We start from the raw sequence: 24,078 nt of genomic DNA on the forward strand, positions 1-24,078 counted from the left end.
GGCTTAGCTTGAGGCGTACTCAGCTACTTTGTCGAGGACCCAAAACATAAAAAAAGAGCCTCCGAAATTTCGGATGGCTCTTCCATACCTAGTCCATTAAACGCAGAATTCACACCATTTAAGGCGTTTCCAGCGTAAAGCGTCCAAGCTTACCTGCCCGTAGCTCATGCAACAAGGCCCGCGAAGCTTTTTCCAGATCTACACGTCCACCGCTAATTAGACAACCGCGTTTACGACCCACGGCTTCCATAACAGCTACGATCTCATCTGGATTCTCCAGATCCTCAGGAAGCTTCTCAATGCCAAAGCGTTCTTGAAATCTAGAGCCGTAGTCCTTCACCAAATATTTCACTGCATAAAAGGCGATGTCCTCAATATTCAGGATTTCTTCCTTTATTGCACCTGTTACCGCTAGGCGATAACCTACTTCTTGGTCCTCAAATCTCGGCCATAAAATACCTGGGGTATCCAGAAGCTCCAAGTTGCCGCCTGTCTTAATCCACTGTTGACCCTTGGTTACCCCTGGGCGGTCACCAGTAGCAGCAATACTCTTACCAGCCATCCGGTTAATGAGTGTTGATTTACCAACGTTAGGAATACCAACGATCAATGCACGCATCGCTCGCGGATTCATTCCTTTTGCAATCTGCCGGTCAATCTTTTCTTTTAGCAGCAGCTTGACTTGCTCTGGAATATCCTTTACACCTGTTCCAGTAGATGCATCAACAGGATAAGCAACATGCCCTTGTGCCTTGAAGTACGCCAGCCACTTCCGTGTAATTTCTGGATCTGCCAGATCCGCTTTGTTCAAAATAATCAATCTTGGCTTGTCCCGCAAAATATCGTCAATCATCGGATTGCGGCTGGAAAGCGGCAGACGGGAATCGAGCAATTCTATTACAACATCAATCAGCTTCAGCTTATCCTCGATTTGCCGCCTAGCCTTCGTCATATGACCAGGAAACCATTGAATGGCCATTGCCGTCACCTCCTTTGACTTCTGTCAACTTAATGGTTAATCAGTGAAATATCCTTTATCGGCCAGAAGATTAAATCTGCACGGCCTACAATATCCCCCAGAGGTACATAACCGATCATTCGGCTATCCGTACTATCCGAGCGATTATCCCCCATAACGAACACATGTCCTTCAGGTACAGTACCATCTGGGAACTCTTCATTAGGGAAATCTTTATTATTATACAGAGCGTTGATACTATGCTTTGCATCAATTGCATCTTGGATATAGGTCTCATTAACAACTTCCCCGTTAACTGTAACTACATCCCCTTCTACTTTCACAGTATCTCCAGCGACACCGATTACACGTTTAATAAAATCTCTACCCTCAGATGGCACGTGGAATACTATAACCTCGCCCCGCTGCGGAGATCTAATATCGTACAAAATCTCATTTACGATAACACGTTCACCAGTATGGAAATTAGGCTGCATGGAAGGTCCATCTACAATAAAAGGCTTGAACAAAAGCCAGCGAATCAGAAAAACCAACACTAAAGCAATCGCAATGGCCTTGACCCATTCCAAGACTTCATTTTTAGGTTTACGTGGGTTCTGCGCGCTTGATTCCAAAGTTTCACTTTGTTCCTGCTGCATAGTTCACCGTCCTCTCTTAATACTACTCTTACTATACAACACAAAAAAGCTCCTGCCAAAAACCCCTCCACAGATACTCCTTCAGGAGGCCTTTTCGGAGAAGCTGATCCCCAAGCGTATATGTCGCACGCATTGTATGCCAATCTAAAACGCCCTCAACGTCCTTTAAGGCGGGTAAGCGTTTATACGAGAAATATAAGAATAATGTATAACGTGAAACTGATGCTTTCTTATATTTTCATAAAATAATAAAACGAAAGGGGCTTGAATTCAAGCCCCTTTCCTTTGTCACTATTCTAGCGACGAATTTCTTTAATTCTCGCTGCTTTACCACGTAGTTCACGAAGATAATAAAGTTTAGCACGACGCACTTTACCACGACGAGCCACTTCGATTTTCTCGATTTTAGGCGAGTTGATTGGGAATGTTCTTTCCACACCAACACCGTAAGAAATTTTACGAACCGTAAAAGTCTCACTGATTCCACCGCCACGACGTTTGATTACAACGCCTTCGAACAACTGGATACGCTCACGAGTTCCCTCGATTACTTTTACATGCACCTTCAAAGTGTCACCCGGGCGAAAACTCGGGATATCTTTACGAAGTTGCTCTTGCGTAATAGCTTGTAGGATATTCATTAAGGACTTCCTCCTTCCGTACAGGTGTTCTTGCCTCTTCCGGAGAGATCTTTGCTCTCCCTCATTATCCGCAGCGGACCACCGTATTCCACACAACAGAGATAATAATACCATAAAGGACGGGCTAATACAACTTATTTTTTCTATTTAAAGCGGTAGCATATCTCTTTTTTTCGCCTTCGATTGGCAATCTTTACATAGACCAACCACAGTTCCATTATCTTGTGCATAGAAGACTAGCTTTCCATTCTTCTTCTTACAAGAAGAGCAAGGCTGCTCCCCTGGGCTCTGTTTGGCTTTACGATGACTATCCATTGAGATTACATTGCTCTGAGTGGTACGCGGATAATTTTTTGCAGTATTTATTTTCCGTTTCCAGACTAAAAAATATACGCCTGTCAAAACTACTAAGGCAAGCAAAATGGCTACATATTTCATTTGGCTCCCTCCACCCTTCAGGATTTATTAAAGAAAGAAAGTAAAAAGACCGCCCTGTTCTGCAAGTGAGGTAACGGTCTATATCTGTATACAATGTAGCCTTAGCACACCTATGCACTTCTATCCGAAAAAGCGATTTCCAGTAGCTGCTGAAGGTTCTATATGAGGATTTCCGCGCCCTTTTAAATATGTACCCGTACCGTATTTATTCAGCGAGTGATCTTTCATTTATTTTAGCACAATTAAAAATCGAAGTGTAGTGAACACTTTTGAGACCTAGTCTTTGGTCCAGTATAATAACCCGCCTCCAGCCGTTTTTACAGATAAATTCCATAAGCTATACTTACAGAAGTACATAACGAAATCACATATGTCAGATCACATACACCCATATATGAGGAGGAGTTTTTTCAATGAGGAAAAGGAATAATAATAGTGTATTAGCAGCAGTAGCCGTATTATCTATCGTACTTTTGGCGGGTTGCACTGAATTACCAGGCAGACAATCTGCCAAAAATGAGGTTGAAAAGAGTATTTCTGAGGAAGCGCACCAGAACATTGGTGAAGTTGTCAAGCAAGAGCTAGGAAAAGCAGCTGCAACTGTGCAGCAAGCCGTTGAGGAAACAGCTACTAAGGTAGTTGACGAAGTTAAAGCAGACAGCATTAGCAAAGAACTCTCCGTATCGCAAGCGATCGGTTCAGCATCCGTACTCAGCATGGACAATGCAGTAGGAGAAATAGAAGTTACAGCTGTTACAGGAGATCTGATCCATGTAAATGCAACGATCTCAGCCCACAACAGCTCTCTCCATGCGTCTGACCGTCAAAAGATTATGGATGATGCTGAAGTTTTAGTAGAGGTCAGTGGTGATACGTTGAAGGTGTCCACGCATTCCAAATCAAGTCCTAAAAAGGACTTATGGACATGGGCGCAAGACAAATATGGATATTCAGATTTTAGCATAAGCTATAATATAGAGCTCCCCGCCAGCATGAATAAATATAAAATCACAAATAACGTAGGTCAAATTCGTCTTCACAATCTAGAGGGGAATTATCAAATCGTCAGCAACGTTGGAGCGATCAACATTGAAAGAGCTAAAATCACTGGCAAATCCACTGTAGAATCCGATACTGGCAGCATACGAATGGATATAGCAGGGATGAAGGATGATAGCAGCCTAAAAGCCAAAACAGAGGTCGGCAGCCTCAGTGCTGTCCTAGCCGATGGTATGAAATGCAGCTTAGAAGCCAATAGTGATCTCGGACAAATCAAAGGTGTAGAAGGTGGAAAGACCGATATCAATGGAGGCGGTCCCTTATTATCCCTAAGCTCAAATATAGGTGCAATTACAGTACAGTAATCAGCAGTAAACAGACCGTCCGGGATAATCGGGCGGTCTGTTTTTGGTTCCTAATGATTAGATTAATGCGATGGCAAGCAGAGTGAATAAACTTAAAGTTAAGATCTGATTTCCGGCAAAAGAATTCCCCCAAAAAGCAGAAGTATGCACAGAACCATTGTCAGTTCTTAAGTAAACATTGTATCTGTCTACATCTGTAATAACGCCTTCATGCGTTCTACCGTCTCTAGTCAGAATCCGCACCCTTCTATCCTTACAACGCAAACAGTTATAATAAGCTTCCACTAGTGTACTCCTCCTTGTTCGTAATGATATAATCTATGTGTAGGAGTACAGGTCGGTAACGGCGAACTTACATAGGTCGGACTTTGGGTCAATATTTACTTTTTTCGATCCTTGTATCTTTCGTATTCCTCAAGGCTATAGATAATGTAAGACCTATCTACGGCTTGCAGTCCGCAATATCCCATCCATTCGAGGAGGCCAATCTCATGAATGTTGAAAGAAAACAGTTTATTAAAGAAGGCGTACTGCGTATCACCATTTTTGTTATTTTAGCTTCACTTACTTACACCGTTCGCAACTATGCATGGGCTGTTACTGTTCTCGTATGTGTTGCGCTGTACTCACTCCTTACAGGAGTACACAAAATCTTACGCAAAGAATAACATGTGCCTCCACGAACTTTTATAGCAAGCTAAAACGCCTACGGCGTCCTTTTAAGGACAGTAAGCGTTTGTGCGAGAATTATAAGAATAAAGTATATCGTGAAACTTATACTTTCTTATAATTTCAAAAATAACCACTTTTCGCTGAGATGCTAGATCTCAGCGGAAAGTGGTTATTTACAGTTTAACCGGAGTAATAGGATTCAAGCTTTGTTACCTTCTAAAAGAATAAAACCATTAGCGACAGCGAACACAAAATTCACTGTATCTAATGGTTTTATTAAGCCTAACACTCAATCCCTAACATTCTATCTTATATGTTCACTCTTTAAATGGCGAATGGGCATTGCGATTTGTATAAAAATCGATAATATCATTCACGGTGCGGAGCGGCTCCGCTTCCTTGTGGATTGTGTCCACGTTAGGCTTGAATTCTTCATGCGTCTTCGTAGTCACTTCAGTTCATTCCCTTCAATAGTTAAGCTTGCTGCGTTATCAGCTGCATATATTAGTGCGGCACCTCTATTCATTACCCTAAAAAGAAGCTTTTAACGCACCAATGCTCATATTATTTTGAAAACTATTATTTTATTTGTTCTCAGGTACACATAACAAAAACGCCTCCTCAACGTAAGATACGTTAAAAAGACGTCAAATATACCTGTTTCATTAAATTATCACTCCGGTTTGTCCACATTTCTTAGACGTTCCAGTGTCTTTTTGTCTTTCAATGTAAGTTCTGCAGTCTCAAGCAGGTCCGGTCTGCGTTCCAACGTGCGCAGCAGTGCCTGCTCTCTCCGCCATATGTCGATGTTAGCATGATGACCACTCAGCAAAATATCCGGTACCTTCCAGCCGCGAAACTCGGCAGGACGTGTGTAGTGTGGATATTCTAGCAGTCCAGTGCTGAACGAGTCAGATATCGCAGAGGTTTCATTTCCAAGTGCTCCCGGCTGAAGCCGGACTATGGAATCTATAACCGTCAACGCAGGCAGCTCTCCACCTGTTAGCACGTAATCACCCATTGAAAGTTCATCAGTTACCAGATTCTCACGAATCCGCTCATCATATCCCTCATAATGCCCACATATGAAGATTAGGTGCTGCTCTTGCGCCAGTTCCTCTGCAATCTTCTGATTGTAAGTTTTTCCTTGTGGGCACATAAGGATGATACGCGGTTTCACAGAGCTCACTTCATCAGATCGATTGTGATCTTCCTCGTTCGGTGTAATACCAAGCACATGCTCAACTGCATTAAAAATCGGATCAGGCTTGAGCACCATACCCCCGCCACCGCCATACGGTGTATCATCCACACTATTATGTTTATTTCCCGAGAAATCACGGAAGTTTACAGCATTTAAGGAGACGATTCCTTTTTCACGTGCTTTACCAAGAATACTTGTGCTGAATACGCCTTCGCACATTTCTGGAAAGAGGGTAAGCACATCAATTCTCATCATGGCAATAACCCTTCCATCAAATGGACAATAATTCGTTTGGCTTCTATATCCACATTCAGGACTACATCGTTGATTACAGGAATTAGGATATCTTGTCCTTTTGCAGGCTTAACAACCCATACGTCATTCGCACCAGGCTGTAAGATTTCTGTAATCGTACCGAGTGGTTTGTCTTCATCTTCATCCGTGTATACCTCACAACCGACGATTTGGTGGAAGTAGTACTCGTTCTCAGGGAGATCCACCAGATCATTACTCGGAACCTTCAGGAGGCTTCCTTTATATTTTTCCACTTCATTGATGTTCGTATACCCTTTGAGCTTAACGATGAACATACCCTTGTGCTCACGAGCGGACTCTACAGTTACTTCGAATTTAGAACTGCCATCTGCAGGGATCACCTGCAGCTTCTTACCTGCAGCAAAACGAACATCAGGGAAATCGGTATGAGATAGTACTTTAATCTCCCCGCGAATACCATGCGTATTCACAAGTCTGCCTACGGTTAACTCTTCTGTCATACAACCCTCTCCTTTACAAGCTTCATCTAATCTATATTTGAACAAAAAGGAGCCGGGATATACTATCCCTAGCCCCTCATTGTACGCATCATTTAAGATAAAATATCTACAGTTACGCGTTTATCGCTCTTGACTGCTGCAGATGTGACTACTGTACGGAGCGCCTTAGCGATCCTTCCTTGTTTGCCAATGACCTTTCCAACATCATCAGGATGTACGGACAGTTCATAGACAATTAGGTGATCCTTCTCCACCGCTCGTACCGTCACATCTTCTGGATGATCCACTAAAGCCTTAGCAATTACTCCAACTAATTCTTCCATAGAGGACCCTCGCAATCAGTCATTATTTCTGTTGCTTAAGCTCATGAAACTTCTTCATTACGCCTGCTTTGGAAAGCAAGTTGCGTACTGTATCAGATGCTTGCGCACCTGTTTGAAGCCATTTAAGAGCTTTTTCCTCATCGATCTTAACTACTGCCGGTTGTTCAATCGGATTATAATAACCGATTTCCTCGATAAAACGACCGTCACGAGGGGACCGGGAATCGGAAACCACTACACGATAGAAAGGCGCTTTATGCGCTCCCATTCTTTTCAGACGAATACGTACTGCCACGAAAAATCACCTCCTTATAATAGTTTCGAGATATTAGAACAGCAAGATCATTTAAAAGGGAACTTCATACCTTTTCCACCTAGACCTTTAAGCTGCTTCATCGCATTCTTCTTAGAGGCTTTGCCGCCTCCGCCCATCATGCCTGAGAATTGCTTCATCATCTTACGCATCTCATCAAATTGCTTAATGAGGCGGTTGACCTCGGCAACCGAAGTTCCGCTACCAGCAGCAATACGCTTGCGGCGGTTATGGTTGATGATCTCGGGCTGACGCTTTTCCGTCTTAGTCATAGAATGAACTATGGCTTCAACGCGGCCCATTTGCTTGTCGTCAACCTTCAAATCCTTAATGCCCTTGGCTTTGTTCATGCCAGGCAGCATGTCAAGAATTTGATCGATCGGGCCAAGCTTCTTCACCTGATCCATTTGCTCAAGGAAATCATCAAACGTAAATTCTGCATTGCGCATCTTACGTTCCATTTCCTTAGCTTTATCAGTGTCAATGTTCGCTTGAGCTTTCTCAATCAGCGACAACATGTCACCCATACCCAAAATCCGCGAAGCCATACGTTCCGGATGGAACGGCTCCAATGCGTCAATCTTCTCACCTAGCGCAGCGAATTTGATCGGGCAACCAGTTACGGCTTTGACGGATAGTGCAGCACCACCACGGCTATCGCCGTCAAGCTTCGTCAATACAACCCCTGTAAGCTCAAGCTGCTTATTAAAGCTCTCAGCTACGTTCACGGCGTCTTGACCGGTCATTGCATCTACTACTAACAGAACTTCATCAGGATTTACAATGTTGTGAATCTGCTTCAGTTCTTCCATCAATTCTTCATCAATGTGCAGGCGGCCTGCAGTATCAATAATTACATAATCAAGTCCGTTATCCTTCGCATGTTGTACAGCTTGTCTGGCAATCTCTACCGGACTAGTCTGATCACCTAGCGAGAATACTGGAACTTTAATTTGTTCTCCAAGTACTTGAAGCTGTTTGATCGCAGCAGGGCGATAAATATCTGCCGCAACAAGCAATGGACGATGATTGCCCTTCTGTAACAACTTCGCCAGCTTACCCGAAGTGGTTGTCTTACCCGCCCCTTGTAAACCCGCCATCATAATGACAGTTGGTGGCTTGTTCGACTTGGCCAGCTTCGCTTGGCTTCCGCCCATCAGCTCGGTTAGTTCCTTGTTAACGATGTCGATAATGACCATCCCAGGTGTAAAGCTGTCCATCACTTCTGTACCAATAGACTTTTCTTTCACCTTAGCCACGAATTCTTTAACTACCTTGAAGTTAACGTCGGCTTCCAGAAGGGCCAACCGTACTTCGCGCATAGCTTCGTTTACGTCATCTTCGGATACTTTACCTTTACCGCGCAGCTTGCTGAACACATTCTGCAATCTTCCGGTTAAACCTTCAAACGCCATATGCAGTTTCTCCCTTCATGCTACTCTAACCTCTGCAAGCGATCCACGATCTCCGCGAACCGAAGTTTATATTGCTCAGGCAGCATCCCATTCTCCGGCAGTCTGCGCAGTTCTTCTAAATATTTGGTACGACTCTCATGCTTCACTAATAAACCAAGTTTTTCTTCATAATTTTCTAGGACTTGCTCCGCCCGTTTAATATGTTCATAAACGGCTTGGCGGCTGATTTCAAATTCAGCAGCAATCTCTCCCAAGGAAAAATCGTCGTGAAAATAATATTTAAGAAACGTTTGCTGCTTATCTGTAAGCAGTCGTTCATAAAAGGCAAAAAGCAAATTGATACGATTCGTTTTCTCGAGCCTATTCTCCTGACTCATTAAGGGCACTCCCTTCGTCAAGGAAAAACACTTTACACCTTCACAACGTCCCTTATGATACCTAAAAGAAAGAGAGATGTCAAGCATTTTTGCTTGTCATCTCTTTCTTTATTAAAAATCCCTTTTTCACGCAATAAATACGCTTGAAATTATTGGATCGGCAGTACATAAATCAATACGGCGAAGAAGTGTGTGACACTACCCGCAAGGACAAATACATGCCAAATCGCATGATGGTATGGAAACCCTCTCCATACATAAAAAACAGTACCTAATGTATAGAGTATACCTCCAGCCATCAGCAGGATCATTCCTCCGTCTGCTACAACAGCCGAAAGAGGGTTCCAAGCGATTACAATCAGCCAGCCCATTGCGATGTAGAATATGGTGGACATGAACAGAAACTTTTTAACAAAAAATGCCTTGAAGAAAACGCCGAACACTGCGATTCCCCAAATAACGCCGAACAAACTCCATCCAAGCGTACCCCGAATGGCGACTAACAAAAAGGGGGTATACGTGCCAGCAATAAACAGATAAATAGCGGAATGATCGAAAAATTCGAACAAATCCTTCGCCTTACCCTCTTTGAGACTATGCACTAGTGTTGAATTCAGATACAGAAGCAGCATTGTCGTTCCATAAATGGAGAAGCTGACCACATGCCATGTCGTTCCTTTCAGGCTTGCAAAAACAACAAGCAGAACAAGTGCAGCCACGCTTAATACCGTTCCAATCCCGTGCGTAATCGCATTCGCGACTTCTTCTCTCCGGCTGTAGGTGTGAGTATTTGCCATATCCATATCCTTCCGTCTAAGCTTTCTTTCTATTATACCACGCGTACCCTACTGGATTACAGTTTGTAAATCTCCGTATACTTCGCTTCTAAATAATCAGCTAAATAATCTGGACTCAGTGGTTCCCCCGTTACTTGTTCAATAATTTGTGAAGGCGTTAAGCTATTGCCGAAACGATAGATCTTATCGGTTAGCCACTCTTTAATAGGTAGTAGGTTCCCTGCAGCAATTAACTCATCAAACTCCGGTAATTCTTTGCGAAGTGTATTCAGAATTTGTGCAGCGTACATATTACCTAAGGAGTAGGAAGCAAAATATCCGAAATCCCCGCCAGACCAATGGACATCTTGCAGCACACCAAGTGCGTTAGAAGGCGGAGTAATACCCAGATACTCTTGATACTTAGCATTCCATACTTGAGGCAAGTCTTTTACAGAAAGGCCTTCATTAAAAATAAGCTTCTCGATCTCATAACGCACGATAATGTGCAGATTGTATGTAAGTTCATCTGCTTCGATGCGGATAAATGAGTTCTCCACGCTGTTGATCGCCCGGTAGAAATCTTCCAACTCCACATTTGCAAGCTGCTCCGGGAATTGTTGTTGAAGATCCCCGTAATAACGTTGCCAGAAAGCCCGGCTGCGTCCGATCATGTTCTCCCATAGTCTCGACTGAGATTCATGAATCCCCATCGATGCACCTTGTGCCAGTGGTGTTCCAACAAAATCCTTGCTGATATTTTGCTCATAAAGCGCATGTCCACCTTCATGTAGTGAGCTGAATATGGCACTAGTCACATTATCAAGCAGATAAGCGGTTGTAATACGAACGTCGCCTGGATTCAATCCTGTTGCAAAAGGATGCACACTCTCATCTAAACGACCTGCGTCAAAATCGTAGCCCATTTGCTCTAAAATAAAGTTGCCGAACTTTTCCTGCTGTTCTTTAGGGAAGATCTGCTGTAGGAAGCTTGTGTCTGGTTTATTGGGCGAAGCAGCGATAGCTTCTACCAATGGTACCAACCGGCTGCGCAGGCGGCTGAATACTTCATCCACTTTTTCTACCGTAAGATCAGGCTCATACATATCAAGAAGCGTATCGTACCGCGTTCCTTTCACACCCCAATAATCGATAAATTCTTGCTTTAGAGCAACTATCTTGCTTAAGTAAGGTTCAAAAGTAGCGAAATCATCATTCTCCTTGGCTTCTTCCCAGATGGTTTGGGAATGTGCGGACAGGACAGCGTACTCCTCAAATCTTTTGGAAGGGATGCTCTTGCTGCGCTCATATTCTTTACGGCAATCGGTAACGATCTTCTTCTGAACATGTGATAGCTGGGAAATCACTTCAGGACGGGTAAAAAATGTTGTAAAATCTCCCATTTCCTCCGAAACTCCGAGTCTGAACAGTTCTCCACTCAGCATCCCAATCGTACCCGAACGAACCTCTACTCCCTTACGTGGCGCACCGGTGCGTAAATCCCAGTGAAGTAATTCTATGGCCTCTGAATATCCACTTATTTTTGATAATAACTCGCTAAATTTCTCCCACTGTTCCTTCACTTGCTGTTCCATTTTATTACACCTGCTTTCTCTGTTTTGCCGACTCCTCTTGATGATACTTTTTTGAATGAGTATAATCAACTTCAGAGATTACATCTCTAATTTAAAATATTCAATGGGTTACATAAGAAGCAGATCTTGCTTCGCACAAAATTCAAAGGAGCGTGAACAGGCTATGATGATTCAAGTTACACCTCTCGCAGAAAGGAAGTTGAAGGAAAGGCTTGAAGATCGGCCAGGATTTTTCAAGCTCTTTTATGATACGGAAGGCTGCGGGTGTGACGGAATTAATGTATTACTAATTGTTTCAGAAGTGGAGGACGGCGATTCCAGGATGGAAAGTGATTCCCTTCCCTTTATCGTAAGCCGCCAGCAGGAAATCTTTTATGAGGACAAGATGCGTCTGGATGCCGAGGAAAGATTCTCTTCCTTTAAGCTAGACAGTGATTCACAGATTTACGGAAAAAATATCCTGGTAAGAGATATGCGTAATGTAAGTACATTTTAGTAATTTTAGGGAGGAAGAATAACCATGAGCCATGTATCCGATATTATTAACTTCAATAAGAGTTTTGTAGAGAATAAAGAGTATGAAGCATATTTAACAAGTCGCTATCCCGATAAAAAAATGTTGATTATCACTTGTATGGATACCCGTCTGGTTGAACTATTACCAAAAGCTATGAACTTTAAGAACGGTGATGTCAAAATCATCAAAAATGCCGGAGCGGTTATTTCTCAGCCCTTTGGTAGTGTTATGCGTAGTGTCATGGTTGCGTTATATGAACTTGACGCGGAGGAAGTTATCGTTGTTGGGCACTATGAATGCGGTATGGCTTCCCTCAATGCAGATCATATGATCAATTCCATTAAAGAACGTGGAGTATCCGAAGAGGTGCTGAACACGCTGGAGAATTCCGGAATCAAGCTTACCAAATGGCTGCGCGGGTTTGACAATATCCAAGATGGGGTATCCCAAACTGTGAATCTGATCAATAAGCATCCATTACTACCCCCAAATGTACCAGTGCATGGCATGATCATCGATCCGGCTACCGGAGCGCTTGAGCTTGTCGTTGATGGATATAAATAACTTAAGTTACAACTCTCTGACTGCTGTTTGCGTGGATCCTGGATCCACGCTTTTTTTGTAATTAAAAAGTATAAATTATGACAAGCATATACTTTCTTATATTTTAAATAAAAATTGAAACCTAGTAAGACTAGCTGCGTAATACTGAACATGCACATAAATTCATACTCACAGGAGGGTTTTCGTACTAAATGAAACCAATGAAACGCGTAATGATGATTGTAATGGCCTTCACTCTATTTTTCGCCGTAGCTACCCCGAACTTTGTGGATGCGAAGCGAGGTGGTGGCGGATTTAAATCCGGCACTCGTAGTTATTCAACAACTCCAAAAAAATCAACAACCGATAACGTAAGGAAAAGCGATAGCACTAAAAGCTCCACAGCAGGATCTACTGCGAATACGAAACGGGGATTCTTCAGCGGTGGCGGCTTAATGAAAGGTATGATGATCGGTGGTTTGGCTGGGTTACTGTTCGGCGGAATGTTCGCCGGTATGGGTGCCTTCGGTAACATTCTAGGATTCGTCATTAATATGCTTGCTATCTATGTGCTCGTAATGCTCGTGATGTCCTTCTTCCGTCGCAGAAAAGAACGTCGTCGCTTAGAAGATCAAGGTGGTCGTTACTAATGTCAACAATGGTTCTTAGCATGGATGAGATCATCAATGCCCTCTGCCTACACATGGCTGAACGTAAAGCGGTTCGCCCTGAAGATGTTCAAGTAGAACTGAGCTGGGAAGAAGACACCGGATACTCTGCTGAGGTTTGGGTACAGGGACGTAGTCAATATTTAGTTGAGTCCAACATGATCGAGGCGATCCTACGTTACATGCTTAGCGAATATGGCATTCGTGCATACCGCGAAGATGTAAGGCTAGACCTGGATGAGGAAATCACTGCAATTGTAACTACAGGAAACTAATAGTAAAAGGGACAACCCAAATGGTTGTCCCTTTTTTGTATGCATCTATTCATAGAAAAATTGCTTTACCGTTCCTACTCCATCCGTCACATCAACTTCAGCGTACGCACCGTTAATCAGCGTAATTTGCGGTGGAATATGACCACAATCGATATCATACACAATAGGTACCTGGAGCTCCTCAGAAAGCTCTGCGTAGATGTCTTCGGCCGTGTAGTTCTCTACTGGTCGATTAGCAGGACTTCTGCCAAACATAATGCCAGAACAATTCTCAAACCAACCTGCGAGCTTCATCTGAACTAATGACCTACGTACATCAACCGTATTCAGTTCGCAGTTTTCCAAATACCATAGGATCGGTTCATTGTTAATCATTTGTTCTTGGAAATGCCGCAGATTGCCAAATGGTGTGCCAATCAGATGCCTAATTACATCTATACAGCCCCCTAGCAGACGCCCTTTCATAGTTACAGGACCAGAGGATACTGTCTTCCAACGGGTATCTTCTGTCAAGTGAAATACATAAGGCGTAGGAGCATCATGTTGCCATTCCCCCTGATATTTAAGCGATGAATGCTGGACAATAGAACCCCCTGCTTTCGTCTCTAGAACCGCTTCCCACATGGCTGTGGTATCATCTGAATACTCTCCTCTTAAATCAACAAGGTTAGTCCCGTGGGCCGTGGCAATCCCTGTTCTTAACGTAACTGCAAGCAACAGCACGCTTATATCTGAATAACCTAAGATCCATTTGTCCTTCATGGTATCAAAATCAATAAACTCAAGAACCTCAATTAACAGCTCCCCGCCCCAAGGCGGAATAAGGATATCAATATGCTCAGCGCTCATCATCTCGTTAAACTCCTGAGCACGAACTTTGGCCGGTGCCGATTTAGCCTTCTCTTGCGTCCATACCGTATCCCCGCAAATCATATTAAATCCTTTAGATTCCAAACGACTTGAAGCCAACTTAATTAACTCTGCATTTTGAGCGCCTACTCCAGATGAAGGTGCTGTCACCCCTACTGTCGCATTCTTGTTCAAAATCGGATATCTAATCATATGACACCTCCAGTATTACAGCAATTATATCAAGAGTACACATCAATTACACAAAAAAAGAACATGACTAGTCGCGTCAACGTACGATCGCAAAACCAGTACATGCTCTTATTCAATAGAAGTCAACTTTAGAGTAAAGAAATAGCTAGCAGTTCGAACAACACAAGCGGCAAGATCACATTATTATTAGGAGGACCTGGGTAAGGACCCGGGCCGGGATACGGACCATGACCATGACCCGGACCAAGACCCGGATGATACGGTTGGTAAGGGTTATAATATCCGCGCGGCATTTGCCCATTAACTGCAACGTTCAAATACAAATGTTTATTATCTACTCCGGCAATAGTGCCTTCATGCACTAAGCCATCTAAAGTCTGTACATTCACCCTATGGTTTAGGTAGGGCTTGCAAGATTGATGCAAGGAATCACGGACACCGTGCAGGTGCCGGATCACCGCAGGATCGGCCTGATAAATCACATTCTGCTCTTGCCCAGTGTTATATGTCGACATGGATGCTCTGACCTCCGTAAATGGATTTGCTCCATTCTATGCAGAAGCCTATATCACGGTGCCTATTTGAGAGATATCCTTATACTGGAAGGGCTACCTTCTCAACTTTCACATTTACCGAAACAAGGGACAAGCCCATCATATTCTCCACAGCATTACGCACATTTTTTTGCAGCATATAACAGACCTCTTGAATCACACATCCGTAATTAACAATAACCCGCAGGTCGATGGCAACGTCTACTTCCTTCACTTCTACAGACAATCCTTTTTTCACATTTTTACCGCCCAAACGTTTGGCCCAGTTATCCGAAATATTACTTCCTGACATCCCGGCAATACCTGGCGTTTCCAGAACCACCTGTCCAACGATCGATGTGACTACATCATCTGAGATATGAATTAATCCTTGCTCCGTTCCTTCATTCATATAAACAACCTCCATATTTGTTAATTTATGAGATATTAAAGGCTCTCCTCTACCTCTACCTCTGCCTCTGCCCTGTGGTTCTTAACAAACAAATTATACACTTTGGTCAAGAGGATTTTCACAATCATATACAATGGAATAATCAGCAAAATCGCAATAATCCCGCCTATATCTCCACCAACCAACACTAAGATGATCGTTGTCAGCGGATGAATATCAAGCTTTTTCCCAAAAATGTAGGGAGCAATCAGATTATCCTGAATTTGCTGAGCTACAAGAACGATGATGATGGACCATACTGCAATGGACGGCGATTGGATGAATCCGATAATGAAAATTGGGATACTGGAGAGAATTGCACCAATGAAAGGTACAAAATTCATCACAACAGCAATCACTGTCAACAACAATGCATACTGTAGTCCAATAATAAGGAAACCAATATACATCAGAACACCAAGTGCCAGATTGACTAATACCCGACCAACAATGAATCCACTTAACGCACTGTCAATTTCACTCATCATTGTAGTCCCTTCTCCACGATACTTCTTTGGAAAGAAACTTACAATCTTACGACCAAATTTCCCACCTTCCTTAAGCATGTAAAACAACATAATAGGAAAGGTAAATAAAATAATCGCGAAATTTGAAACAAAGGAGAATAGACCCGTTACGTAATTCGAAATCAGATTAAATCCTTTATTCAAATATTCAGTCAATTGGGAAGCAAGATCCATATCTGCTGGGATAATAGAAGCCAAGAATCCACTGTCCTCGAGCCTCAATAACTGCTGATTCACGGCTGCGATCAGATTTGGCATATTATCGACAAAATTAATTAGCTGTGTTCGAAGTGAAGGCCATACTCCAATACTAAAACCAAACAAGAGCAATGCAATGACCACATATACGATGATGATCGCAACAGAGCGATTTAGTTTATATCTCTCCAAAGTATTGATTAGAGGTCGGAGTAAATAATAGAAAAATCCTGCCAACATTAAGGGCACGATAATAACATTGAACAAAGACAAGATTGGACTGAAAATAAAATTAACTTGTGAGCCTAAAAATACGATGCCTAACACCAAAAGGATCGCTATACAAACTCGAATAAATGTGTTCAGTTTAGCCATAGTTCTCTCCTATCTTCTATTTTCGGGTGTCTTTCATCTCGTTATTTGGGAATACGTATGGTGAATACCGTTGGTTCCTTCTTTCCGCGACTGAGATGAAGCGTTCCACCCATTTTCTCTGTATTTTTCATAGCAATGGATAAACCAAGACCCGTTCCACCTGTAGTTGACCGCGCTTTATCTCCTCGAACAAACGGATCAAAAAGCGTTGACCAAAGCTCTTCAGGAATGCCTACTCCGGTATCTGCAATTTCAATAGTAACCTCGCTCTTCGAGGGGATAACCTCCACTCGCAAATGAGTGCCTGGCGGGTTATAGGTCAAAGCATTGGAGATCAAATTATGAACTACGCTTGAGAGTAGCTCCGCATCGAAGCTTGCGAAGACTTCCTGTTCAGGAACATTCAGCTGCAGGATGAAGTTCTTTTGTTCAATCTCACCATAGGAGTCTGCAACGATTTCACGAATAAACTCGCCCAATTCATGACGCTCCATTCGTAGTAAAAAATCTGGGGAATCTATTTTAAGTAGCTCCACCATATTTTGAATCAGCTTGGTCACTTGCGAGGATTTATTATAGATATAGGTTAAATAACGTTTCTGGCGTTCTTCGTCCTCACCACGACCTTCAACCAACGCCTGTGCAAACCCCTGTATACTCGTAATGGGTGTCTTCAGATCATGAGAAAGATCAACCATCATGCGTTTCTTACTTTCTTCTGCTTGACGTTTTTCTTTCGTTGTCTTCTCAATTACGTCCGCCATATAATTAAAAGTCTCCCCAATTTGCGAAAATTCTTTCTCTGCATATAGCGAGATACGAGTATCATAATTTCCTTCAATCATCTGCTTCAAACCAAGCGTAATAATACGCAGCGGCTTCCTGATTCTTCGTGCCACCCAATAGCTGTACACGATAATAAGCAAGAGAACCATTCCAACTCCTAAAAAAACATAGTATGAAAGCGAGTGGTTGAAGTATTCAACTAATGGATCACTATTAATTGAAATGTCGATAACTTCTCTAGGGATTTTCAAAAGCAGCCACTCTGATTCATTCTCATTATTACGTGTAGTCAACGAGTAGAAGTACGCCTGATCTTCTCCGTTTTCCAGGTTATTTAAGAGCTGGTTGTCGGTATATTGTGTTACATCGTCTTTCTTCTCACCAACTACGTCGATGACCTTCTTGTCTTGACCCAAGATTTCAATCCACCCACCGCTACGCAGAAGCCGTTTGGTTTCTATCCCATGCTCTAGATTATCTCGATAGGCACTCGCTTCAACCTTCAATTCAGGATCAGCGATTTTATTTTTTTCGAACATATGGGTCACATCAAGATTAATGAACAAATAATAAACAATCACAAGAAAAAACAAAATGCAGATGAATAACAAAAAATCCAGCGTCAGCGATGATTGTAAAGGTCGTTGATCTCTATTGCTCCATAGGCGCTTCAATTTTGTATCCCAGCCCTCTAATAGTCTTTAAATAAACCGGCTTTTTGGAATCTTCCTCGATCTTTTCCCGGATATTACTGATATGTACCATGATACTATTATCTTCGTACACATAAAAATCTTCCCATACCGCCTCATATATTTTTTTTCGTGTAAAGACCCGACCCGGTTGTTTCATCATTAATTCCAGAATTTTGTACTCAGTAGAGGTAAGGACGACGGGTTCCCCTGAACGATAGAGCAGACACTGGCTTTGATCCAGCCTCAATTCTCCCAACACAATTTGTTCAGCTGCCTTTTCTTCAATAATCTGTGCGTCAAAATGATGCACTCGCCGCAGTAAAGCTCCCGCACGAGCTACAATTTCTAATGGATTAAACGGTTTAGAAATATAATCGTCGGCACCGAGTTCAAGCCCCAGAATTTTGTCGTAATGTTCGCTTTTTGCAGATAAAAACAACACCGGGAAATGATGAGACTCACGAATCTTCTTCAATAATTGCAGTCCATCTAGACCAGACATCATAATATCAAGAATCGCTAAATCAATTTTATGGTTTTGTACTTGCTTTAACGCTTCAGTCCCACTGTTCGCTTCCACAATGTTGTACTCTTTCTCTAAATATAATCTCAATAATTCCACAATTTCTGCTTCATCATCTGCGATTAGAATTGTATACACAGTAATCACCCCATCTAACTATAATCTTCGATTATTAAACCCACCTAAACGCAATCTAAAGAATAGCTAAATTATTACATCCATCAAATTCTTATATTTAAATAAAAATCGCACACAGGAACTCGTCCCATGTACGATCGTATAATTCCAGAAATCTGAACACCTGCTGGCAAATATAAACGCCCTCGGAGTCCTATTAAAAAGCAACACCAATTCCACCTTCACCCGCATAGGTTCCCATTACAGGTCCCATACTCGAGAGTAAAACTTCTTTGAACGGGTGCTTTTGTAAGATGCGTTCTTTAATCTCAAGCGCAAGCTTCTCACAGTTACTGTGTACTATAGCGATAACAGCCTTCTCGTAGTCATGCTGCTTCTCATCCAAATGCGCTAGCAGTCGGTTTAATGCCTTTGGAAGACCCCGGGTCTTCTCCACTACCTCAACAGTACCCTCTTCGCTGATTTTAAGCAGTAGTTTGATATTTAGCACGGAAGCAACCGCTCCTGATATCCGGCTTAGACGTCCGCCCTTCATTACATTCTCAAGTGTATCCAGTGTAAAATATGCGCGAACTTCATCCATTTGCTGAAGCACCTTGTCCTTCAGTTCCTGCAGACTTGAACAAGTCTGTGACCACTTCGCCGCAAGGCCCACGATCAGCGACAACCCGCCAGAAAAGGTCTTGGAATCTATAACCTCTATCGCATTGGTGTGTCCTTCTTCTTGGTACATTTCCATAGCGATCATAGCCGTCTGATAAGTGCTACTAATATTAGAGGACATACAAATGACCATAATGTCAGTACCTTCCTCTACTTGCCTGAATGTCTCAAGGAATTGGTTAGGACTTGGACTTGCTGTAGTAGGTAGCTCCTTGGATTCACTCATTTTAGCATAAAAGGTTTTCGTATCCGTATCCGCAGGCATTAACTCATGCCCAAAATGAACCGGTAGATGGACTACGGAAACATTATACTTCTCCATGTAGTCAAGGGGTAGGTCAGAACCGCTGTCTGTTATGATCTTGATTGCCATAATATAAGTACTCTCCTTTCAATATCAGTACTATTATAGCTATCGCCAAATGAAATCTCCAGTAACCAATATAACTTGAAAAATCCTTCAATTTGTGCTTATGTCTTTCTTCCTTAACTTGTCCTAATATGATATGGTTTATGAATAAGCGTATAGAAATGGAGTGTATGTATGAGTAAGGGAAGAGTATGGAACCGAGGCAAGCATGATGGAACAGGACTATCAAGGAAAAAAAGCGTGGATCAAGAAGTTACAACATCTACTGAAACTGAAGCGACTGAAGCTTTAAATGAACCGTCAAATGCCAGAATTGATACAGTTAAACCGATGAATCGTACGAACTGGGTAACTCGTCCTGCACGGGTTATCAATAAAGATTCCAAAAACAAACAATAACTATAATAAATAGGGTTTCAGAACTCGTCCCTGAGTTCTGAAACTCTATTTTTATATGTTCTTAAACGTAGGTAGTTTACATAATTACATCCGGACGCTTATACAAAACGAGTATGGCTGCTGCTATAAGGATCATCCCCATAAATGCGGGTGCGGCATGGCCTAGTGATACATAAATCTGACCTCCAATGATAGGCCCAATCATTCTTGCTAAAGCTTGAATAGATTGGCTACCTCCTTGAATCCTACCTTGTTCACTAGAATCGACAGACTTGGAAAGCATCCCGTTAAATGAAGGCCCAAAGATCGAATCCCCAAAGCCAAATATAAACATTCCAGCGATAAAAAGAGGATAGAATGAGAATAAAGCAGATAACGCAATAAAACTGTAACCGATAATTTCCGAAGCCATTCCGAGAATTGCTATACGTTTATCACTAAGTTTCTTCAAAAGCTTTGGCATGATCAAACCTTGTGAAATGATGTCTTGGAGACCCATAATCGAAAACATAAGTCCTATTAGTGCAGGCTTCCAGCTGAAAGTATCCATTGTAAATTGAGAAAATACTGCCTGTAAAGATCCGTTAGGAATCCAGAGTAAAAACGCTGAGACTAGCAGCCTATTTAAGTTTTTCATGGAAAGTAAGTTTGCAAGCTGTGAAAATGGATTCAGTCTTACAAAGGTAATCTCCTTCAGTCTATTCTTCTTGGCAAGGCTCTCTGGCATAAAAAAGAATCCATAAACAACATTCAATAAAGTTATGATTGCTCCAAAAAACAAGGGAACAGAATAACCAAACTTAGCAAGTAATCCGCCTATCGTTGGGCCAATGACGGTGCCTACACCTACAACTGCACTTACCCATCCGAAGTATTTGGTTCTCTGCTCTGAAGGAATGATGTCTGCAAAATATGCAAAGATCGTGCTTATGCTCCCGCCTGTTATACCTTCGATTATACGTCCAGCAAATAGTACCCATAGAGCCCCTCCTATGCCAAAAACCAAGTACCCGACGGCGGAACCCAACAGGCATACTAAGAGTAATGGACGTCGGCCATACTTGTCGCTCAAAGCTCCAAGTACGGGGGCTGCAAAAAATACACAGACTGCATAAACCGAGGTAAGCATCGTAACAACTATTGCTTGTTCTCCCGGACTGCTAGTATAAGGCTGCACTAAGAATGGGACGACAGGCATTATGATACTAAAGCCTATTCCGCAAAGAAACACAGAAATAAGACCGAATATTAATGCGTGTTTATCTACGGATTGTCCTGTGTTCTGTTCATTGTGTGATTTAAATATGGACATTTATGTTCACTCCTTAAAGTTACTATTTTGATTCCTAGGAAACATGTTTATCGTATCGTCATTTTGTTTCCTTGTCAACAAAATAATAACAATAAAAATGCAGCCGTTCTCCATAGAGCCCGACTGCATGTGGTTTCATTTTCATTATTGAAATTTTACTCCGATTTAATATCTTTACCCTGTTTCTTTATTTCCGCATCCAAATGACTACTATACTTTTCCACGAAACTAAGCATACTATCAAATTGTTCCTCGGTTATCTGCGCAAAGACGGCTTTATCCCGCTCTTGAAACTCTTTGTGAAGGTTCTCATGGATTTTATAAATTACTTTTCCTTGCTCAGTAAGCCTAAAATAGATTTCTTTTTTGTTATCCGACTTCTGGTAGCTTTCGATCAGGCCTTTTTCTATGAGTTTCTTAGTTAATTTACTTATGGCACCACGAGTCATAAAAAAGGACTCCGCAAGTTTTGTAACGTTGGAATCTACATTTTTTTCAATGTATTCAATACAATGTACTTCGGAAGATGTATAACCCTTAAGACTTGCTTCCATCTTATCTTTGTTAAGCCAAACCATCTTATTATATAGGTCCCTGACACCCGTTAGGATCTGATCTTCTTTGTTCATGACCTGTCCTCCTACCCACTCTTGCATTAACAATATTATATCACATTATTTTTTTGTTTCTATTTCAACAATATTTAAAATAATAAATTCAGGAATTTAACGAACAGCAAATAGGGTTTCGAAACGGAAATCATTCGTTTCAAAACCCTATTGCTCTATAGTCTGAAGCTACCTACAAAAGCAGCCTTTGCTAATCCTAACATTATGCACGAGTGGAGAGAATGAATCTCTCTAGCGCTGCTGTATCCGTAATCCTATGATTACATTCTTGGCTCTCAATGCAAATATATTGGCCAATGGAGGAGTAATCATCCGGCGAAGATTTTGCAAGCCTGGTCTTGACCGTAAAGAAGGCGAGCTGTTGCTGCCGATTACAGAACAGGCAATACCCCTTCTTGTTCATTGGTGTCATTCTACCCTCAATACCGATAAACTGCCCTTCGAACGGATATACAATAAATAGTTTATTGGTAGCAATATCTATCCAGCTCAAATATGTCATATATCGAAAGTCGATTGCTGATAAATCAGGTACCTTCAGCTTCTTATTCTTAGGGAATAACTTCTGAATCTGTTTCGGTGTAATCTGTGGAAAAGGTTCTAAATAAGGCTCTAATCCACTAAGATACTTCTGAAAATCGTATGCAGTCTCAAAGGCAGATATTTGTTGCAGCAACTGTTGCTGACTATCACTTAGTGTTGAAAAAGCTTCTACTACATTCAACGATGAACGATATCTTACCGTCTCCAAGACTCTTCGATCCGCTACAGTTCGCAGTGTTTTTAGAAGGAAGTCTGTTTGTTTTTTAATAAAATTATATTGATGGTTTCTAATAAATGGTGTATTCATTGCTCTTCAGCCCCTTATTTGTTTTGAACAATCCATAAGGTGCAAAGCCCATTATTAGAAACGATAATATTTAGTTTGGGCGATCATCCATCCTATCGCACCTCACGCAAAGTATCGCCCTAATTTAGGCTTTGCGTGAGGAACTTCTAGCTAATGGGCAAACCAGCATTAGCACAGTACCACCTCCGATTACATTCACGAAAAAAGTATAACAGGAATGTTTGGAATCGGCTAGACCATGTTGCCAACCTCAGCATCCTCTCTGGAAGGTGCTTCACCAATGAGCTGCTTTAAAAGTTTCTTCATCATGACCGAAGCTTTCACTTTAGTGTGAAGACAAGGCGAAAGCTCAATTTCGTAGTTGCCTTGCTTAATGGTTTCTTTCAATTCCTCAACCGTCGAGCAGGTAATATTCAACCGATTCAGAACACTCCCATATTGCAGACATTGATGACTATCACTACCGGCAATCACAGGTACACCAAGCTTTTCAGCAAATGGTGTGATCAGGTTCTTATAAGTCTCTGCCCCCTGCATGTAAATATCCTTTGCATTGAAATCAAAAGCATCTAATCTCCGAAGCAGCTCCGGGTCCAGTTGATGTAATGGCGTAGAAGTACGGAAAGGATGAGCTCCTATTTTCCAAAGGTTATGTTTGTCAGCCATGTCCAGCAAATCCTTGAATGGAATAAAATTCCTCTCCTGCGTATGCTCATCCAGTAAAGCTCTAACTGCTAGAACATTTTCCTTAAGTCCGATCACCAGGATATGACCTGTCTCCGCAATATCCACCTCCATACCTGGAAACAGTTTAAGTCCGTTTACATCATAATAATGTCCGTTATAAGGATAAGTCTGGTCCAGCGTCTCATACATCGCAAAGAAATTAGAAGTGTTAAAGTGCTCGGTCAAAGCTACTGCCTGTAATCCATTCGCTTTCGCCTCAAACATCATTTCAGCAAAATATTCAGGGGAAAAGGTCGATTTCTTAGATAATTTACCGTGGGTATGCAGATCAATATTCATGTCTAATTCGTCTCCTTTGAGCTTTTG

Annotated in this window: 32 protein-coding genes; 7 read left to right on the forward strand and 25 right to left on the reverse strand. The window is 42.0% G+C overall.

Annotation, left to right across the window (positions count from 1 at the left end):
• Positions 1-118: 118 nt before the first annotated feature.
• The 4 genes from ylqF to NYE25_RS09330 form a co-directional block, all read right to left on the reverse strand.
• Entirely contained in the window at positions 119-979 is an 861-nt protein-coding gene (gene ylqF / locus NYE25_RS09315) for a ribosome biogenesis GTPase YlqF (RefSeq protein WP_042189465.1), read from the reverse strand.
• Between the two features lie 29 nt (positions 980-1,008).
• A complete protein-coding gene (lepB, locus tag NYE25_RS09320; protein ID WP_042189466.1) occupies positions 1,009-1,617 on the reverse strand; it encodes a signal peptidase I in 609 nt (202 codons plus the stop codon).
• 296 nt (positions 1,618-1,913) lie between these two features.
• Positions 1,914-2,258, reverse strand: coding sequence for a 50S ribosomal protein L19 (rplS, locus tag NYE25_RS09325; RefSeq protein ID WP_042128973.1), 345 nt, complete (start codon positions 2,256-2,258; stop codon positions 1,914-1,916).
• 147 nt (positions 2,259-2,405) lie between these two features.
• The gene (locus NYE25_RS09330; protein WP_076285405.1) at positions 2,406-2,696 is read right to left on the reverse strand and encodes a hypothetical protein; all 291 of its coding nucleotides are present in this window, start codon (positions 2,694-2,696) and stop codon (positions 2,406-2,408) included.
• Between the two features lie 413 nt (positions 2,697-3,109).
• On the opposite strand from NYE25_RS09330, the gene NYE25_RS09335 reads away from it, so the two are divergent.
• On the forward strand, positions 3,110-4,060 hold the full coding sequence (locus NYE25_RS09335) for a hypothetical protein (protein ID WP_341145752.1): 951 nt from the start codon (positions 3,110-3,112) through the stop codon (positions 4,058-4,060).
• A 57-nt stretch (positions 4,061-4,117) separates the two neighbouring features.
• Here the strand turns inward: NYE25_RS09335 and NYE25_RS09340 are convergent, their stop codons facing one another.
• Entirely contained in the window at positions 4,118-4,345 is a 228-nt protein-coding gene (locus NYE25_RS09340; protein WP_341053160.1) for a hypothetical protein, read from the reverse strand.
• Between the two features lie 206 nt (positions 4,346-4,551).
• Between NYE25_RS09340 and NYE25_RS09345 the strand changes: the two genes are divergently transcribed.
• Positions 4,552-4,728 carry a hypothetical protein gene (locus tag NYE25_RS09345; protein ID WP_156113147.1) on the forward strand — a complete coding sequence of 59 codons (177 nt, stop codon included), beginning with the start codon at positions 4,552-4,554 and terminating at the stop codon, positions 4,726-4,728.
• Between the two features lie 321 nt (positions 4,729-5,049).
• On the opposite strand, the gene NYE25_RS09350 is transcribed toward NYE25_RS09345, so the two are convergent.
• The 9 genes from NYE25_RS09350 to NYE25_RS09390 all read right to left on the reverse strand — a co-directional run bounded on the left by NYE25_RS09350 (position 5,050) and on the right by NYE25_RS09390 (position 11,511).
• Positions 5,050-5,184, reverse strand: a complete 135-nt coding sequence (locus NYE25_RS09350) for a hypothetical protein (protein WP_256716277.1) — start codon at positions 5,182-5,184, stop codon at positions 5,050-5,052.
• 221 nt (positions 5,185-5,405) lie between these two features.
• A complete protein-coding gene (gene trmD / locus NYE25_RS09355; RefSeq protein WP_341147709.1) occupies positions 5,406-6,188 on the reverse strand; it encodes a tRNA (guanosine(37)-N1)-methyltransferase TrmD in 783 nt (260 codons plus the stop codon).
• Positions 6,188-6,712, reverse strand: coding sequence for a ribosome maturation factor RimM (gene rimM / locus NYE25_RS09360; RefSeq protein WP_341053159.1), 525 nt, complete (start codon positions 6,710-6,712; stop codon positions 6,188-6,190). Before rimM ends, trmD begins: the two co-directional genes overlap by 1 nt.
• 92 nt (positions 6,713-6,804) lie before the next feature.
• The gene (locus NYE25_RS09365) at positions 6,805-7,035 is read right to left on the reverse strand and encodes a KH domain-containing protein (RefSeq protein WP_042128982.1); all 231 of its coding nucleotides are present in this window, start codon (positions 7,033-7,035) and stop codon (positions 6,805-6,807) included.
• A gap of 22 nt (positions 7,036-7,057) precedes the next feature.
• Positions 7,058-7,330, reverse strand: coding sequence for a 30S ribosomal protein S16 (gene rpsP, locus NYE25_RS09370; protein WP_036688604.1), 273 nt, complete (start codon positions 7,328-7,330; stop codon positions 7,058-7,060).
• Positions 7,331-7,377: 47 nt separating this feature from the next.
• Complete coding sequence (gene ffh / locus NYE25_RS09375; protein ID WP_042189471.1) at positions 7,378-8,763, reverse strand: signal recognition particle protein; 1,386 nt, start codon at positions 8,761-8,763, stop codon at positions 7,378-7,380.
• Positions 8,764-8,783: 20 nt separating this feature from the next.
• Positions 8,784-9,140, reverse strand: a complete 357-nt coding sequence (gene ylxM, locus NYE25_RS09380; RefSeq protein ID WP_036688609.1) for a YlxM family DNA-binding protein — start codon at positions 9,138-9,140, stop codon at positions 8,784-8,786.
• Between the two features lie 149 nt (positions 9,141-9,289).
• Positions 9,290-9,937: a PAQR family membrane homeostasis protein TrhA gene (gene trhA / locus NYE25_RS09385; RefSeq protein ID WP_042189474.1), complete on the reverse strand. Its 648-nt coding sequence runs from the start codon at positions 9,935-9,937 to the stop codon at positions 9,290-9,292.
• A 56-nt stretch (positions 9,938-9,993) separates the two neighbouring features.
• Complete coding sequence (locus NYE25_RS09390) at positions 9,994-11,511, reverse strand: carboxypeptidase M32 (RefSeq protein ID WP_341145753.1); 1,518 nt, start codon at positions 11,509-11,511, stop codon at positions 9,994-9,996.
• 163 nt (positions 11,512-11,674) lie between these two features.
• On the opposite strand from NYE25_RS09390, the gene NYE25_RS09395 reads away from it, so the two are divergent.
• From NYE25_RS09395 to NYE25_RS09410, 4 genes are all read left to right on the forward strand, one after another.
• The gene (locus NYE25_RS09395) at positions 11,675-12,007 is read left to right on the forward strand and encodes an iron-sulfur cluster biosynthesis family protein (protein ID WP_341053157.1); all 333 of its coding nucleotides are present in this window, start codon (positions 11,675-11,677) and stop codon (positions 12,005-12,007) included.
• 24 nt (positions 12,008-12,031) lie between these two features.
• Positions 12,032-12,592 carry a beta-class carbonic anhydrase gene (locus NYE25_RS09400; RefSeq protein ID WP_341053155.1) on the forward strand — a complete coding sequence of 187 codons (561 nt, stop codon included), beginning with the start codon at positions 12,032-12,034 and terminating at the stop codon, positions 12,590-12,592.
• A 200-nt stretch (positions 12,593-12,792) separates the two neighbouring features.
• Positions 12,793-13,221 carry a membrane protein gene (locus NYE25_RS09405; RefSeq protein WP_042194151.1) on the forward strand — a complete coding sequence of 143 codons (429 nt, stop codon included), beginning with the start codon at positions 12,793-12,795 and terminating at the stop codon, positions 13,219-13,221.
• An 8-nt stretch (positions 13,222-13,229) separates the two neighbouring features.
• The gene (locus NYE25_RS09410; protein ID WP_094869623.1) at positions 13,230-13,514 is read left to right on the forward strand and encodes a YxcD family protein; all 285 of its coding nucleotides are present in this window, start codon (positions 13,230-13,232) and stop codon (positions 13,512-13,514) included.
• Between the two features lie 45 nt (positions 13,515-13,559).
• Here the strand turns inward: NYE25_RS09410 and NYE25_RS09415 are convergent, their stop codons facing one another.
• The 7 genes from NYE25_RS09415 to NYE25_RS09445 form a co-directional block, all read right to left on the reverse strand.
• The gene (locus NYE25_RS09415; protein WP_341145754.1) at positions 13,560-14,576 is read right to left on the reverse strand and encodes a S66 family peptidase; all 1,017 of its coding nucleotides are present in this window, start codon (positions 14,574-14,576) and stop codon (positions 13,560-13,562) included.
• 128 nt (positions 14,577-14,704) lie between these two features.
• Entirely contained in the window at positions 14,705-15,091 is a 387-nt protein-coding gene (locus NYE25_RS09420) for a hypothetical protein (protein ID WP_341145755.1), read from the reverse strand.
• Positions 15,092-15,170: 79 nt separating this feature from the next.
• On the reverse strand, positions 15,171-15,521 hold the full coding sequence (locus NYE25_RS09425) for an Asp23/Gls24 family envelope stress response protein (RefSeq protein WP_042129003.1): 351 nt from the start codon (positions 15,519-15,521) through the stop codon (positions 15,171-15,173).
• 35 nt (positions 15,522-15,556) lie between these two features.
• Positions 15,557-16,660: an AI-2E family transporter gene (locus NYE25_RS09430; protein ID WP_341053151.1), complete on the reverse strand. Its 1,104-nt coding sequence runs from the start codon at positions 16,658-16,660 to the stop codon at positions 15,557-15,559.
• Between the two features lie 41 nt (positions 16,661-16,701).
• Complete coding sequence (locus tag NYE25_RS09435) at positions 16,702-18,120, reverse strand: sensor histidine kinase (RefSeq protein ID WP_341145756.1); 1,419 nt, start codon at positions 18,118-18,120, stop codon at positions 16,702-16,704.
• Positions 18,098-18,802, reverse strand: coding sequence for a response regulator transcription factor (locus NYE25_RS09440; protein ID WP_341145757.1), 705 nt, complete (start codon positions 18,800-18,802; stop codon positions 18,098-18,100). The genes NYE25_RS09435 and NYE25_RS09440 overlap by 23 nt, the downstream gene beginning before the upstream one ends.
• A 196-nt stretch (positions 18,803-18,998) precedes the next feature.
• The gene (locus NYE25_RS09445; protein ID WP_042189493.1) at positions 18,999-19,838 is read right to left on the reverse strand and encodes a DegV family protein; all 840 of its coding nucleotides are present in this window, start codon (positions 19,836-19,838) and stop codon (positions 18,999-19,001) included.
• Between the two features lie 171 nt (positions 19,839-20,009).
• Between NYE25_RS09445 and NYE25_RS09450 the strand changes: the two genes are divergently transcribed.
• The gene (locus tag NYE25_RS09450) at positions 20,010-20,234 is read left to right on the forward strand and encodes a hypothetical protein (protein ID WP_341145758.1); all 225 of its coding nucleotides are present in this window, start codon (positions 20,010-20,012) and stop codon (positions 20,232-20,234) included.
• A gap of 76 nt (positions 20,235-20,310) precedes the next feature.
• Here the strand turns inward: NYE25_RS09450 and NYE25_RS09455 are convergent, their stop codons facing one another.
• The 4 genes from NYE25_RS09455 to NYE25_RS09470 all read right to left on the reverse strand — a co-directional run bounded on the left by NYE25_RS09455 (position 20,311) and on the right by NYE25_RS09470 (position 24,051).
• A complete protein-coding gene (locus NYE25_RS09455) occupies positions 20,311-21,546 on the reverse strand; it encodes an MFS transporter (RefSeq protein WP_341145759.1) in 1,236 nt (411 codons plus the stop codon).
• Positions 21,547-21,701: 155 nt separating this feature from the next.
• Entirely contained in the window at positions 21,702-22,175 is a 474-nt protein-coding gene (locus NYE25_RS09460) for a MarR family transcriptional regulator (RefSeq protein WP_042189499.1), read from the reverse strand.
• Between the two features lie 202 nt (positions 22,176-22,377).
• Entirely contained in the window at positions 22,378-23,025 is a 648-nt protein-coding gene (locus NYE25_RS09465; protein WP_341053146.1) for a FusB/FusC family EF-G-binding protein, read from the reverse strand.
• Between the two features lie 231 nt (positions 23,026-23,256).
• Positions 23,257-24,051, reverse strand: a complete 795-nt coding sequence (locus NYE25_RS09470) for a PHP domain-containing protein (protein ID WP_341145760.1) — start codon at positions 24,049-24,051, stop codon at positions 23,257-23,259.
• Between the last annotated feature and the right edge of the window lie 27 nt (positions 24,052-24,078).

It is taken from the genome of Paenibacillus sp. FSL E2-8871 (assembly GCF_038000345.1).
In the GTDB taxonomy this organism is placed as follows: domain Bacteria; phylum Bacillota; class Bacilli; order Paenibacillales; family Paenibacillaceae; genus Paenibacillus_AQ.